The sequence below is a fragment of the Methylovorus mays genome, assembly GCF_020531915.1.
GTDB classification, from domain to species: domain Bacteria; phylum Pseudomonadota; class Gammaproteobacteria; order Burkholderiales; family Methylophilaceae; genus Methylovorus; species Methylovorus mays.
Map to the genome: position 1 here is coordinate 694,354 of NZ_JAJAVG010000004.1, position 14,584 is coordinate 708,937.

The following is a 14,584-nucleotide window of genomic DNA, read 5'->3' on the forward strand; positions in this document are numbered from 1 at the left end:
CCGCATGCCACCGCTATTTTCACGCCCGCTGTTTCGTACTTTCTGGATAACGCTGCTTCTGCTGCTGATTGCACTGGGCGCATGCGAGCTGGCGGGCTGGCCGTTTCTGCGGGCGCCGGCACAGCAGTTTCTGAGTGAAAAGCTGGAGCGCAAGATCGTCATCACCGCGCCGTTTGAGCTGCATCTCCTCGGCGGGCTTTATCTGCGTGCTGGCGGGCTGAATGTTTCAGCGCCGGATGCCTTCAAGGTGCCGCATTTTGTCGATGTGAAAGAAGCCGAGTTGCGGTTGCGCTATCGCGATTTGCTCAAGCTCCAACCTGGCGATGCCTATCGCATCAAAAGCCTGCGCGTGGAGGAAATTGATGCCAGGGTATTGCGCAACCGGGATGGCATATCCACCTGGCAGTTCAAGCAGGATGACCAGGAACCGCCACGGCCCTTCCCCATTTTTGAAAATCTGGTGATTCATAACGGCACTGCGGTGGTACGCGATGCACTCTCGGAAGCCGATCTGGATCTGCGCTTCAATACGCAGGAAGGCTCGGAGCAGACCCCCAGCAAGCCCGCCAGCGCCGCCATGCAATCCAATGTGGATATTGAGGGCAAACTGCGCAAACACGCACTGCGCGGGCATCTTTCCACCACCGGCTTTTTGCCGATAGCCAGCCTCAAGGAAAACAATGACACCGTGCGATCCAAAGGCTGGGTGGAGTATGGTGGCCTGCGTGCTGACTTTGATGGACAGGTGGCGGATGCGCTGGGTGAGCAATCCATCAAGGGCACCCTGACGGTAAAAGGCCCATCGCTCAGCCTGTTTGGCAATCTGGTCAGCACGGTATTGCCCACCACGGCCCCGTTTACCTTGACCACCACCTTGCAAAAGGAAGGTGGCCTGTGGCTGGCGAATGTCACCTCGGCCCATATCGGCAGCAGTGACCTCACAGGCAAATTCAAATACGACTTGCGGCCGGCAACGCCGCTGCTCACCGGCGATATTCGCGGCAAGCGTTTCGTACTCGCTGACCTCGGGCCGGCCTTTGGTACCGCCACTGAAACAGAAGCCGATGACAATGCGCCCCGCACGCGCGCCATTCCAGATACACCCTTGAATCTGCCCGCGCTGAACAAGATGGATGCCCGCATCAGTCTCCTGATGGATTATGTGGACCTGGGCTCGGCGTTCCAGCGGCCGATTGCACCGCTCAAAGCCACCCTGCAACTGGAAAAAGGCAAGCTTGGCCTGGCCGATATAGACGCCAGCACGGCAGATGGCAGCCTGTCCGGCATGATCTCGGTCGACGCCAGCAAACTGAATGGCCTGGAAGCCGATGTGAAAAAGCTGCCGCCCGACGCGATTCCGGTCTGGCGCGCAGAGCTAGCCTGGAAAAACATTGATCTCTACAAATGGCTGAAAATCTCGCAAACCCAGCGCGAAAACGCCAAAAAGGAAAACAAACCCGAACCGCAGCCTTACCTTACCGGCCGCTTAAACGGCAAAGCGAAACTGGATGGCAAAGGTCAAACCACCGCCGAACTGCTGGGCTCGCTGGACGGCAATGTCTTCATGACCGTGCGCGATGGCTCGGTCTCGCATCTTATCGTGGAGGCACTCGGGCTTGATATTGCCCAGGCGCTGGGCGTGATGATCCAGGGCGATAGCCCGGTGCCCCTGCAATGCGCCGTGATCGACATGCAGGCAACAGACGGCATACTAAGCCCCCGCGTGGGCTTGATGGATACGCCGGTGACGCGCGTGCTGACCGATGGCCATATCGACATGGGTAAAGAGCTGTTGGACCTGCGCCTGGTGGCCAAACCAAAGAATGTATCGCCGTTGACCGTGCGCTCCCCCATCCATGTGCAAGGCAGCTTTTTGCAGCCCGAGGTCTCTATCGAAAAAACGCCGATTGCCCTGCGCGTGATTGGTGGCATTGCCTTGGGGCTGATCAATCCACTGGCAGCCATCCTGCCGTTTGTCGACCCTGGCAATGGCAAGCAGGCCAGTTGCGCCGAGGTCTTGCAGCAGCTCAAGCAGGAAGCCGCGCCAGGCAAAACATCGTCGCGATAGGCGCATGCGCGCTGCAACCTGTTAAAATGCGGCATGCCTTATATCACGCTCGACCAAGCCAGCCTGGCTTATGGACATTACCCTCTTCTTGATCACGCCGATTTTCAGCTGGACCCCGGTGAACGTGTTGGCCTGATTGGCCGCAACGGGGCTGGCAAATCCAGCCTGCTGAAAGTCATTGCTGGCGACAGCAAACTGGACGACGGCACCCTGTGGCGCGCCCCCAATGCGCGCGTGGCCTATGTGTCGCAGGAACCAGTACTGGAGCCGACCCACACCGTATTTGAAGCCGTGGCCGAAGGCCTGGGCGACCTGCAGAAAATCCTGCTGGAATACCACCAGGTATCGCACAGCATGGGCAACCCCGATGCTGACCTCGATCAGTTGATGGCCCGCATGCAAGTCTTGCAGCACGAACTCGACGCCCGCCAGGGCTGGCAGTCGCAGAGCAAGGTAGATGCTGCGCTGAGCCGCCTGGAGTTAGACCCCGATGCCTTGATCTCCACCCTCTCCGGCGGCTGGCGCAAACGCGTGGCACTGGGTCGCGCCTTGGTCGCGGAGCCGGAAGTGCTGCTGCTGGATGAACCGACCAACCATCTGGATTTTGCTGCGATTGAATGGCTGGAAGAGCTGCTGCTCGGCTTTCAGGGCAGCGTCTTGTTCATTACCCACGATCGTCGCTTCCTGGATCGTCTGGCGACCCGCATTGTCGAGCTGGACCGCGGCCATCTCACTGATTTTATTGGCAACTACACCCAGTATCTGGTGAAAAAGGAAGAGCTGTTGGCGGTAGAAGCCACGCATGCAGCCAAATTCGACAAGGTACTGGCGCAGGAAGAAGCCTGGATACGCCAGGGCATCAAGGCACGCCGTACCCGCAATGAAGGTCGCGTGCGACGTCTGGAACAGTTGCGTCTGGAGCGGGCTGCGCGCCGCGAGCGCCAGGGCAACGTCAAGCTGACACTGGATAGTGGCGAACGCTCGGGCAAACTGGTGGCCGAGCTGGAGCATGTGAACAAAGCCTATGGCGACAAGGTGCTGGTCAAGGATTTCAGCACGCGCATTCTGCGGGGCGACCGCATCGGCCTGCTGGGGCCGAATGGGGCGGGCAAATCCACCCTGCTCAAGATGATACTGGGCGAGCTGGAACCCGATAGCGGCACCATCCAACGCGGCACCAACCTCAACGTGGCGTATTTTGACCAGATGCGCGAGCAACTGGATGAAGAAGCCACGCTGGCCGACACCATCAGCCCTGGCTCCGAATTCGTGCAGATCGGTAATGAGCGCAAGCATGTCATCAGTTATCTTGAGGACTTTCTGTTCCCGCCGCAGCGTTCGCGCTCGCCGGTGAAATCGCTCTCCGGTGGCGAACGCAACCGCCTGTTGCTGGCGCGCCTGTTTGCGCGCCCGGCCAATGTGCTGGTGCTGGATGAACCCACCAACGACTTGGATATCGACACGCTGGAGCTGCTGGAAAACCTGCTGCAGGAGTTTGAAGGCACGCTGTTCCTGGTCAGCCATGATAGAGCCTTCCTGGAAAACACCGTCACCCAGGTGATTGCGTTTGAAGGCCATGGCGTACTGGATGAGTTTGGCGGCGGTTATGACGACTGGTATCGCTACAAGCAACAGCAGGCGGCCAATCTGGCTGCCGAGAAAACCCGGGCCGCCAGCGCGCCTGCCGCAGCAAAACCGGCCGCGGCCAAACCGGCTGCCAATCGCCTCAGCTTCAAGGAAAACCGTGAACTGGAAGAGCTGCCCGGCCGCATTGAGCAGCTGGAAAAAGAACAGGCCGAGATCAATGTTTCGCTCGCCAGCCCGGATCTTTACCGCGAAAATCCCGAGCAGGTCAAAACCCTGCAAGCGCGGCTGGATGAGCTGAGCTCAGCCATTGATGCCGCCATGCAGCGCTGGGAAGCGCTGGAAAGCAAGCGTTAAACTCAGTGCAGTGTGAAGGCAACAAAAAAGCACACGTTGCAAAGCGTGTGCTTTTTTTATTGGCAGGCCATTACGCCTGCCAGAAGGGAACACCCGATCAGAAATTGTAGATCAGAGTGGCGCGCGCCGCCGTGGGTGAACCCGGCGTGATGTTGTTATTGTTGTGGGCGTAGAGGTAATACTCCTTGTTCAGGATATTCTCGATATTGACCTGCAGGCGCAGGTTTTTATCGAGCCTGGCGTAAACCGCGCCGTCAAACCGTGTGTAGCCTGGCAGCAGCACGGTGTTGTCAAACGAGGTGTACATCTCGCTACGGCTGATCGCGCCCAGCGCGACACCCCAGGTATCATTGATGTCGTAGCGGTTCCATAGCGAGAACGTATTGCGTGGCGTATTGGGGGCGCTGGCACCATCGGCGCCGACGCTGGTCGTGTCCACCAGCTCGGCTTTTTGCAGGGTGTAGGCGCCAATCACATTCCACTTGTCGGTAATCCGGCCCAGGGCACTCAGCTCAAAGCCTTTGGTGTCCTGCCCATCGACCAGCGCTGATGTCGTGGCACTGGTCGAAACCGCGACATTGGTACGCTCCAGCTTGAACAAGGCGGCATTGATCTCCAGACCGCGTTTTACCTCCCACTTGGCACCAACTTCAGTGTTCTTGAATTTTTCCGGATCAAAGGTGCTGGTCACCATGTTCAGCGAGGTCAGTTGATCACCAGCGCGTGGCACATACGACTGGCTGTAACTGGCATATAGCGACACAGGCTCTACCGGCTTGTAGATCAGGCCCGCGCGTGGCGAGAAAAGGTCATCGTCTGTTTTGATTTTCAGGCCGGATATCTGATTCTTGAAATCCACATCAAATTTATCCAGACGCGCCCCTACGATCACCTGCCACTGTGGGTTCAGAATAATCTGGTCTTGCAGGTAAAACGCGGCAACATCCACCTGACTGCGATTACGGGTTTGCAGGTTGGTAAAGCTGATCGGGCCAGTAAATACAGGATTCTGCGCCGACTGAGTGTTGGTCAGTGTGCCGCTGGAGTTAGGCCTGTAGCGCACGTTATCGGTGTCCTGCCGACCAAGCTCCATGCCGACCAGCAGCTTGTGGCTGACTGCGCCCTGCTTGAGGGTATAGAGCAGGTCGGTCTGGTTGAACAGGTTTTCGCGCTGGGTATCATCGCGATAGGCGGAGACAGTGTAATTGCCGCTGGCATCCACAGCGCTGCCGGCAAAGACGTTCTGGTAATACTTGTCAAAGTCGGAGTAGCGCGTGCGGTTCCTCAGCAGCACACCATTGTCAAAGCTGTGCTCGATCAGCGCACTGTAGTTCTGGGCTTCAATTTCAGTGGGGCTCTTGGCAGCATTGCCGAAGAAAGTGGATTCATTGGTGGCAAAAGGCCGGCCATTTTGCGAAGGAATACCCCGGTCAGCCGTGCGGTGGTCGGTGAAATACTCCGCGCTCAGCACGACTTTGGTTTTCTCTGTCGGGAACAAGGTCACGGTCGGATTGATGCCATAGCGGCGCAATGACACACCATCGCGATAACTATCCGCATTTTCCACCATCGCATTCAGGCGGAATGCGGCTGCTTCATTGATGGCCTGACCAATATCAATGCTGCCGCGACGCTGGCCATACGAACCCGCTTGCAGCGAAATCTCACGCACAGGATCCCAGCCAGCCTCCTTGCTGACGCGATTGACCACGCCACCGGCGCCGCCACGACCGAAGATCATGCCATTGGCGCCGCGCAATACCTCCACGCTTTCAATGTTGTAGAAATCCCGGTAGTACTGCACATCATCCCTGACGCCATCGAGGAAAAAGTCGCCCGTGCTGGCATTGCCACGGAATACGACGGTATCGCGATTGCCCTCGCCCTGCGCCATGCCAACCCCTGGCGTATATCGTATGGCATCTTCCATGCTACGTACCGCCTGATCCTTGATTTGCGACTGGCTGACCACGGACACGGACTGCGGCACATCTTTCAGTGGGGTATCGGTTTTAGTAGCCGTGGTGCTGGACTTGGTGACATAGCCATCGGTCTTGGCAGGTTCGGTGACCTTGCTGGAGGTCACCTCAACCTGCGGCAGTGTGGTGGTTACCTCTTCAGCATGCGCCATGGCAGGCAGTGCAGCCAGCATCAGGCAAATGGTTTTAACGGGGAATGAAGGAATAGCGTAAGAATGCATGCGTGAAATCTTTTTATGTTTTCGCTCCAGTCCTGCGAGTTTCATCAGGCCTGAATTGATAGTGAGAATAATTTACAATTGTAAATTATAGTAAAGATTTTACCTTTGGCAATTCTGTTATCCCTTGCATCGCTATGCCTGAACAAGTCCTTCAGCTTGCGGCCAAAAAAAAGCACATATCTGCGATCGATATGTGCTCTGCGTTTGCCTGGATCAGCTTGCGAATTACAGCATGCCGAGCGCAGCCCAGATAGTCAGCACAATAGAAGTAGCGATCAGGCCTGTCATGACCAGGCGTGATTGACGCATTTTGGTCCACAGCAACACACCCGTTATTGACAGTACAATCATGGCCCCGGCGATGGTATCGGCCAGCAATACCCAGGCGGTATTGGCCCCCACACCTTTGTGCATGTTCATGATGTAAGCCCAGGCATTCGCATCTTCGCGATGTATGGTCGCAAACTGGTTGCCCGCCGTATATTCCGCACGAATTCTTACCTGCGGCATGCGAAATTCCACCTCCCACTTGGCTGGCTGAATCATTTCACGGCCCATGAAATGCGCATCGTGCTCGCCCGTCTCCTTCATCACCGGGGCCTGCACCGCTTTTTCTTTGGCGCCTTTGCGCGGTTTGCGCTCAAGAGGATCATGGCGGATATCCAGCGCCTGCTGCACGAAGGCCGCAAATGCCTTGGCGTCTTGCGGATAAGGTTGCGGCATACTCAGCTGGATTTCACTCTCCTCCATCTGGGCAGCCGGGATCTTCATGACGGCACGATGGTTCAGCAAAAACCCAGTCACACCGAACAACAATCCCAACACGGCACCCCACAGTCCCAGCCAGCCATGAATTTTTCTTAATAGACGCAGCGTACGGCCACGTTGAGCATTTTGTTGCGCAGGTGTTTTTTGCATATTGAACAAATCAGTAAAGGAAAAGATGCTTATGCGGCAGTCTTACAGACCATCAGCGACAGTACTTTGAGGCATATCATAGTTTTACAATTATTTTCGCAAAATCATGCTTCTGATCAGATTCTTGCCCTGAATTCTGGACATGACCATCACCCCAGCCAGGTGAATAAGCACCAGCGCTTGCAGCAAAGACGACAGGCTCGTATGCAGAAACACCGGCCAATCCTCCCCCCAATAAGCATCTGTTCGACTTAGCCAGCCGGTAAAAGCGAGCAATATCACCAGCAGCCACATCAGGTATACCGCCAACTGCCCCAGAGGATTATGGCCGACATGATACTCGGGTTGGCCGTGCAAAACGGATTTCAGATGTGCCACCAATTGACGAGGCTGTGGCCAGTAGAACTGCACAGCAGGGAGGGTGGACATCATGCCATAGACGACCCTGATCGCCACAACCCCTGCTCCCATATACCCCAGCATCCGGTGCCAGTCACCTGTGTCGTTAATCCAGTTAACCATGATAATGGTGGCCAACCACCAATGAGTGAGTCTTACCAACCAGGGCCACATGACCGACGCCTGCAGACTATCGCTCAACTTCCGCTTTGATAATGGCAAAGGTCTTCATGTCGAAATAGATTTCAACTTTTTTACCCTGCTTGTTCCAGCCATAGATTTCGTAGCAATTACCATCCACCTTGAATTTCTTGATTTTATAGCCTTCCTGAGCCAAGGCTTCCTTCAAGGTGTCTTCCGATGCCCACTCTTCTTTGGGATAAGCAGGACAATCGGCCCCGGCATAAGCATTAAAGGACGAGACAAACAACAGGGCACCCAAGCTGTATGCGTGTAGTTTCATATTCTTTTACTCCTAAGTATCCGCCCACATCCGGATCAGATTGTGGTAATTGCCAGTTAATCGTATGACCGCGGCATTATCGCCCACTTGCTCGCGCAAGGTCGCAATCGCAGCATCCATGTCAAACAGCAGCGTCCGCTGGGCATCCTCGCGGATCATGCTTTGTATCCAGAAAAAACTCGCCAGGCGCGCGCCCTGCGTGACAGGCCGGACATGATGCAGGCTGGTACCCGGGTAGAGCACCATATCGCCCGCTGGCAGTTTTACCATCTGATGCCCATAGGTATCTTCCACGACCAGCTCGCCACCTTCATAACTGTCCGGGTCAGCCAGAAACAGCGTGCATGAGATATCGGTACGCACATGCATGCCAGACATGGCATGCGTTCTCACAGAGTTATCAATATGTGCGCCAAAATCCATGCCTTCACGGTATTGGTTAAATAATGGAGGGTAGATTTTCTTGGGCAAGGCCGCCGAGAAAAACAGGGCATTGCGACTTAATGCCCGGAGAACAATCTGCCTGGCCTGCTCGGCTTCGGCAGAGGTTTCCGGCAGTTGGATATTGCGCTTGACCTGCTCAGACTGTGTGCCTGCGGTCACTTTGCCGTCCGCCCAATTGGCAGAGGCCAGCAGCTTGCGCAACTCAATCAGCTCAGCAGAATTCAGCACTTGAGGGATATGTAATAGCATGATTTCCGCTTAATAAACAAAAGGCCAGGCCATGATACCCATGACCTGGCCCACATTCAAACCACAACGCCTAGAACTTGATTTCCGTGGTCAGGATCGCGATACGACGATTGCCGGGAACCACCAAGCCACCGTTGTCATACAAGGCATCGTAGTACTCCTTGTTGAACAGGTTCTTGACATTGAGACGCACCGCCCAACGCTTCTCTTCATAGCTCACCATTGCATCCCAGCGAGTGTAGCCGGGGATGGTATTCGGGCGGAATTCGCCATCGACAAATGGTCCAGTGGCAGAGGAAGGCACATAGCCATAGCGCTCGCCCTTGGCTTCAAAACCACCGCCAAGACGCCAGTTACCGAACAATCTGTATGTCGTCCAGAAATTAGCCGTCATTGGAGGTGTATTGCGCGAACGCTGCCCCTCAAAGCGCGGGTCACCTTCTGTCACAACACCGCTAATCGCATTCGTGTTTTCCGCCACCTTGAGGATGCGGGAATCCATGAAGGCCACGCCACCGAACACCTCCCAGTTATCTGTTACCCGGCCGGCCAATTCGAATTCTAGACCGTCCGTACGACGCTTGCGCGTCAGGATAGAGGCCGTTGACTCAAGATCGGTGTTGCGTTCCCAATTTTTATCAGAGCGGTATAGCGCCGTGCGGAATGCAAGGTCACCATCAAAAAACAACCACTTAGCACCCAACTCCGTTGTACGGCTCTTCTCGGCTGGGGCAGGGGCCACCGTAAGCTGATACAAATCAGCCGTTGGGCTGAATGCATCGCTGTAGCTCAGATAATAGTGCTGTGTCGGGCTAGGTTGCCAGGACAAGCCAGACCGGTAGCTGTTTTCGCTATAGGTCATATGCGATTTCAGATCTTCATATTCTGCCGGATTGGTTGTATTTACCCGTGTGTTGCGAAGGTAATCTGCACTCATGTGGTCACGACGGATACCCAGCAAAAGCTTCCAGTTGGGAATGAATTCAATGGTGTCCTGTGCAAAAAACGCATAACTGTCACTCTTGAATTCGTTCAGACCCGTATTCCCAGTCTCCACCACAGCACTTGATGTGTAATCAGGATTGGTGGTAGTTCCGAGATTGCGCAAGCTTTGACGATAAGAATTTTCGTGCAGATACTCCACGCCAGTGACGATCTGGTGAGTAGTCTTGCCAATGGTAACCTCGGACGACAAATCCGATTGCAGTGTCACTGTCTGATAATCCAGTTTACGAGCGATATTGCCACCAGTGCCTGCAGATGCCGTTGGCAGTGCGGGGTCTTCACCAGTGGGGGGCGTTTTCACCCAATAGGCGCGCTCATAAGAACCATGTCGCAATTGTGTACGCCATTGGGTTTTATCATTGAACTTGTGAGTAAAGATGGCAGTGGAAACTCGCGTATCGCTATCATCAAAGTTGGACTTGTTGCCCCAGTATGTGCCATAGAACTTGTCAACAGGCTTGGTATTGAAAAAACGAATACCATAATCAGGTGTATCACGTGTTTGGGTATACACATGATTCAAGAAAAGTTCGTTATCGGTACCGATACCCAGGCCGAGGCTCAATGCGATACCTTTGCGATCCAGCTCAGGGCGGTCGTCCGCTGCCTTGTTCTTGCGAGTTGCCTCCTCGGAGCGATCCATGACATTGATACGTAATGCCACCGTTTCGCCCAGTGTCTTGTTGATATCAGCCGTGGTCTGGTTATAACCGTAATCACCCAGGCTAGCTGTCAGCTTGTTTTCATCTTCCAGTTTGGCCATTTTGCTGACCTGGTTAATCACCCCACCAGCCTGGCCACGACCAAACAACATGGCCGCGGATCCGCGCAGCACATCAACCTGCTCAAGATTGAATGTCTCGCGATTGTATTGAGCAGTATCACGGATGCCATCAAGATAAATGTCGCCAAAAGTATAGAAACCTCTGAGCATCATGTTATCGCCAGCGCGACCACCCTCGCCCGCATTAAAGGTCAGGCCAGAAACATTGCGCAATGCTTCACGCAGGGATCCAACCTGCTGGTCCGTCATCAGGCTGCGAGTAACTGTCGTTACCGCTTGTGGGACATCCTGGGGATCCTGCAACACTTTGCCAACACGGGTCTTGGTAGCCTGATAGCCATCTTCTTTGGCTTTTTCCCTGGAGGCGCTGACAGCAACCTCCGGCAATACTTGCTGCTCTTCAGCAGCCTTCTCTTTTGTTACCGATGTATCAGAAGAGGCAGCGTCAGCTGCATAAGCACCAGAACTAAGAAACAAGGCAGCAACGATGGCGCCCACAGGAAAAATCTGGGATGCGGCACACGGCGGGACAGCCATTTTTGTTCCGGCCAAATGCGACACAATCGGCTCTTTTAATGAAAGCATAGAGTCAAATCCTAAATATAGTAATTTTTATGGAGGTGATCGCTGGCTTGAATTGTCATCATGGCTTGCAATTTGACGCTAATGATAACGATTAGCATTTGTTAAATAAAGTAAAGATTTTTGCGATGTTGCGCAGATGCAACAAAAAAGAAAACTGCGGAAGGTGCGTCACGACGTGTATGTTCGGGGATGCCAAGGCCGTCGTTGCCTAAATACCACACTTTCAAATGTCCTTTTCTGTCCTACATGGACATAGGATAGAAGCCTATAGGCGCAACCCTGGCTTGCGCCTATGATGACTGACACCAATACATAGAAAAAAGGGGAAATAAATGAGCAGCATCATCGGATTACTGATTTTGATCGCCGACATTTTTGCCATCATCAAAATTGCGCAAAGCTCGGCTGATACGGTCGCTAAAATATTATGGATACTGGGAGTGCTGGTATTCCCGGTATTGGGCCTGATCGTCTGGTACCTGGCTGGTCCTGGTGGCAAAAAAGTTTAATCCTCAGCGCCATGCGCCATAAAAAAACCTGAGACACATCTCAGGTTTTTTTATGAGCACAACGATTATGGGTGGCAGCGATGACTTATACCGCGTACCTGAGTGAAACCACCCCAATTTCAAGGATGTCAGCCAAGGTCATTGCCATCCAGGCTACGGTCATGGTGACCGCAGCGCCGACCTTGGCCACGCGGGGTTTAATATCAAATGCCACGCAAATGCGCTCTTCATTGGAGTTGAATGGAATGGTGCGATGAAAGAGTGACGACGGGAACAGCACGATGTCGCCCACCTGTGGCGCAATCACTTTCACTGGGAAATCATCATGTTGCCGCGGGTATTCGTCACCATCGGTACTGAACTCAATGCTGCCGTCATGCTCGCCCTGCTTGTCTTTGGGAATCGCCAGGTAAACACAGCCGCTTAGCCAGCCGATCTCGTGTATATGCGAAGTCAGATGACCGCCTTTTTGCATTTTCACGTACCAGGAGCTGGTGAACTCAATGTCGTCGGGGAATCCTTCGATCAGTTCGCAATCCTGTCCGGCGTAGTGCTCGCGAAATGCCTGCACCTGCTGCTTGATTAGCTGCGCAAGCGTTTTGAAAGATGCCTCGGAGCGTTTGAACAGATTGCCCGCAGACTGTATGCCATGATGCAGCCGGCCCTGCTTACGCTCGGCAATTTCGGTGAGGGTAATGTCTTTCAGCAGCGCATGCAGCAAAGTGCTGTCTTGCTCGGCCAAAGGTGCAATGCGGCTATGAAATACATAATCCATGGGTTGCGGGCAAAATCGATAGGAATCAGGCACACCAAAGTTGGTTGAATAATGCGTAGATAAGGTCGCCAGGAATGGCGACGCATGGGTATCGCCCATGGCGTGAGGCAAGCGGGCCTTGAAGGCATCAAACTGCCCGGATTTATAAAGACAGTACAGAATACGCTCTTGCCAATCGCCCAATTGAGAACGCTCAAAATACGGAATCGCCTGCGCGTATTCAGCCGCAAGATAAAGGAATTCGGCCAGATTGTAGTTGGCGGCAGGATGTGCGACAGCAAGTTGCAAGGCTTGTTGATAGGCTTTGACCGCCTCATCCATATTGCCCTGATCCCGCAATGCCTCACCCAGGTTGTTCCATGCATCTGCATAGTCCGGCTGCATGCGTAGCGCAGCACGATATGCGGTCACCGCATCCTCCAGCTGTCCATGGTCGCGCAATGCGGTCGCCAGGTTAAAATAACCGCGCGCATCGGCATGGATGTCGAGCGCTTTGCGGTAGCTGGCGATGGCGTCTTCCGTCTTGCCTTGCTTCTGCAATACGGTGCCAAGGTTGCCATGCGCTTCGTAAAACGTAGGCTGCATGGCTGCCGCTTTGCGATAGCTGGGAATGGCCTCTTCATAACGGCCCAGGGTTTGCAAGGCAAATCCAAGGTTGAAATACGCCACCGCGAGGTCAGGTTTGAGCGAGATGGCTTTGCGATAAGAGGCGATGGCTTCTTCCATACGGCCAAGATGCCCCAGCACCACGCCCAGGTTGAAGTGTATTTCAGCGATTTTGGGCTCAAGCGCAATCGCGTTTCGATAGCTTACCGCCGCATCAGCATACTTTTGTTGCGACTCTAATGCGATGCCCAGTACATTGTGCAACATGAGCGTCTGCGGATACTGCCGTAGCATGGCTCTTGCTGTCGCCTCCGCCTGCGGCATGTGTCCCGCATTTAAAAGCCCGATTAATGCATGCATCTCACTCTGGCCAGGCTGTCTCGCCTGTTGAAATCCGGTTTTCATATCTCATTCCCTTGTACTTGCCACGTCAGGCACTGGGTAAACCGTCCAAAGATTAGCGCAATGCTGTCATTTAGTCTAGACAGTATAGTCTAGTCGCTATACGTCGTTATAAAGGGAATCGAGCTACGGCAGACAGCTTATAAAAGCTTACGTGAAGACATGCATTTTCCAGATCAACCACGAGTGAAAAAGCCACCCAAAGCTAACGCCACATCACATTGCTGTTGTTCTGTTGCGCCGATTCGAATAGCGCAATCAAAGGCAATGCACGCATCTTCAGACTAACTCCGGCGCTTTCGCCACTGTCATCGCCATCATCGTCCCCTGCAATCACTTCGGTATCGGACTCACTGGCCTGCTTCAGCCGTTGCAAAGCTGCTGGCACATCTTCCGCCAATATGGCGCCGGGTACCGAGCCACTATGCCCAATCATGCTTAACAGTTGTTGGGCCACATCGTTAAACATGCTGATATCACTATAACGATCTGTCGAAAAAGTTATCATTCGGCTTCACCTTTTTAACTATTTTTTGTTTATGCCTACCATGAACCAGCACCCCATGTGGCGAGTAGCATTATTTTTCTGGGAAACTGGCCCGAATGCTTAAAGCGATACGGAAGCCACAGTAGCACGCTTACGCTGCTTTAATGGCTTCATTAGGTTCGATCGGGTATTCAATATCATGGTACCCGCCACTGTCACCTCAACAGCCACCCTGGATGCCAGGGCGCGCGAACTCCATTGCCCGAGAACCTCCATGACGTACGCGCAAGGTGCCACGTCCAGATCGATCAATATGCATTTCTGCTTGGCGGCAGCTTCGGGATAAATTCGCAACAACCGTGGATCTGTTGCCACGCGCAGATAATGTGCCATCTTCCTTTGCATGGCGAATGCATCGAGCTCATCAAGTCTTTTTTTCTCGTAAATCCCCAGCCGAAAAACATGTTCGCAACTCATTACAAAATCAATGACATCCTCGCGCGAAACTCCGGACTTTGACATGCTAACCCCTAATAAATGTGGATGAATCAGCAGACAGCTGGCGCGAGCCATTATCTGGACTGGTTGCACAGATTATTACTTATGCAAGCGATGGGGCTGATCGGTTAAGTCCTGATTCTGATGTCAGAAAGCACTGACAAAAAAGCGCCTGGACAATAATTCCTACATGGAATTAAGCCATTACCGGATGCGGACATTCGCGTTGATGTCTTAACGTGAAGATGCAC

At 53.8% G+C, this 14,584-nt stretch carries 12 protein-coding genes; 3 read left to right on the forward strand and 9 right to left on the reverse strand.

Annotated elements, in window-relative coordinates; genetic code table 11:
* Positions 1-4 precede the first annotated feature (4 nt).
* Complete coding sequence (locus LG203_RS05470; RefSeq protein ID WP_230344843.1) at positions 5-2,068, forward strand: AsmA family protein; 2,064 nt, start codon at positions 5-7, stop codon at positions 2,066-2,068.
* A gap of 33 nt (positions 2,069-2,101) precedes the next feature.
* Complete coding sequence (locus tag LG203_RS05475) at positions 2,102-4,009, forward strand: ATP-binding cassette domain-containing protein (protein WP_230344844.1); 1,908 nt, start codon at positions 2,102-2,104, stop codon at positions 4,007-4,009.
* A 97-nt stretch (positions 4,010-4,106) separates the two neighbouring features.
* Here LG203_RS05475 and LG203_RS05480 read toward each other — a convergent pair whose 3' ends face one another.
* From LG203_RS05480 to LG203_RS05505, 6 genes are all read right to left on the reverse strand, one after another.
* Complete coding sequence (locus LG203_RS05480; RefSeq protein ID WP_230344845.1) at positions 4,107-6,209, reverse strand: TonB-dependent receptor; 2,103 nt, start codon at positions 6,207-6,209, stop codon at positions 4,107-4,109.
* A gap of 225 nt (positions 6,210-6,434) precedes the next feature.
* Positions 6,435-7,127: a PepSY-associated TM helix domain-containing protein gene (locus LG203_RS05485; protein WP_230344846.1), complete on the reverse strand. Its 693-nt coding sequence runs from the start codon at positions 7,125-7,127 to the stop codon at positions 6,435-6,437.
* A gap of 90 nt (positions 7,128-7,217) precedes the next feature.
* Positions 7,218-7,700, reverse strand: a complete 483-nt coding sequence (locus LG203_RS05490; protein ID WP_230344847.1) for a cytochrome b/b6 domain-containing protein — start codon at positions 7,698-7,700, stop codon at positions 7,218-7,220.
* Positions 7,701-7,716: 16 nt separating this feature from the next.
* On the reverse strand, positions 7,717-7,989 hold the full coding sequence (locus LG203_RS05495; RefSeq protein ID WP_230344848.1) for a PepSY domain-containing protein: 273 nt from the start codon (positions 7,987-7,989) through the stop codon (positions 7,717-7,719).
* 12 nt (positions 7,990-8,001) lie between these two features.
* Positions 8,002-8,682, reverse strand: a complete 681-nt coding sequence (locus tag LG203_RS05500; protein ID WP_230344849.1) for a Fe2+-dependent dioxygenase — start codon at positions 8,680-8,682, stop codon at positions 8,002-8,004.
* Positions 8,683-8,752: 70 nt separating this feature from the next.
* A complete protein-coding gene (locus LG203_RS05505; protein WP_407665356.1) occupies positions 8,753-11,008 on the reverse strand; it encodes a TonB-dependent receptor in 2,256 nt (751 codons plus the stop codon).
* Between the two features lie 380 nt (positions 11,009-11,388).
* On the opposite strand from LG203_RS05505, the gene LG203_RS05510 reads away from it, so the two are divergent.
* A complete protein-coding gene (locus LG203_RS05510; RefSeq protein ID WP_230337510.1) occupies positions 11,389-11,565 on the forward strand; it encodes a PLD nuclease N-terminal domain-containing protein in 177 nt (58 codons plus the stop codon).
* 85 nt (positions 11,566-11,650) lie between these two features.
* Here LG203_RS05510 and LG203_RS05515 read toward each other — a convergent pair whose 3' ends face one another.
* The 3 genes from LG203_RS05515 to LG203_RS05525 all read right to left on the reverse strand — a co-directional run bounded on the left by LG203_RS05515 (position 11,651) and on the right by LG203_RS05525 (position 14,357).
* Positions 11,651-13,351, reverse strand: a complete 1,701-nt coding sequence (locus tag LG203_RS05515; RefSeq protein WP_230344851.1) for a tetratricopeptide repeat protein — start codon at positions 13,349-13,351, stop codon at positions 11,651-11,653.
* Between the two features lie 202 nt (positions 13,352-13,553).
* Positions 13,554-13,856 carry a DUF1840 domain-containing protein gene (locus tag LG203_RS05520; protein ID WP_230344852.1) on the reverse strand — a complete coding sequence of 101 codons (303 nt, stop codon included), beginning with the start codon at positions 13,854-13,856 and terminating at the stop codon, positions 13,554-13,556.
* A gap of 99 nt (positions 13,857-13,955) precedes the next feature.
* Positions 13,956-14,357, reverse strand: a complete 402-nt coding sequence (locus LG203_RS05525; protein WP_230344853.1) for a hypothetical protein — start codon at positions 14,355-14,357, stop codon at positions 13,956-13,958.
* Positions 14,358-14,584 lie beyond the last annotated feature (227 nt).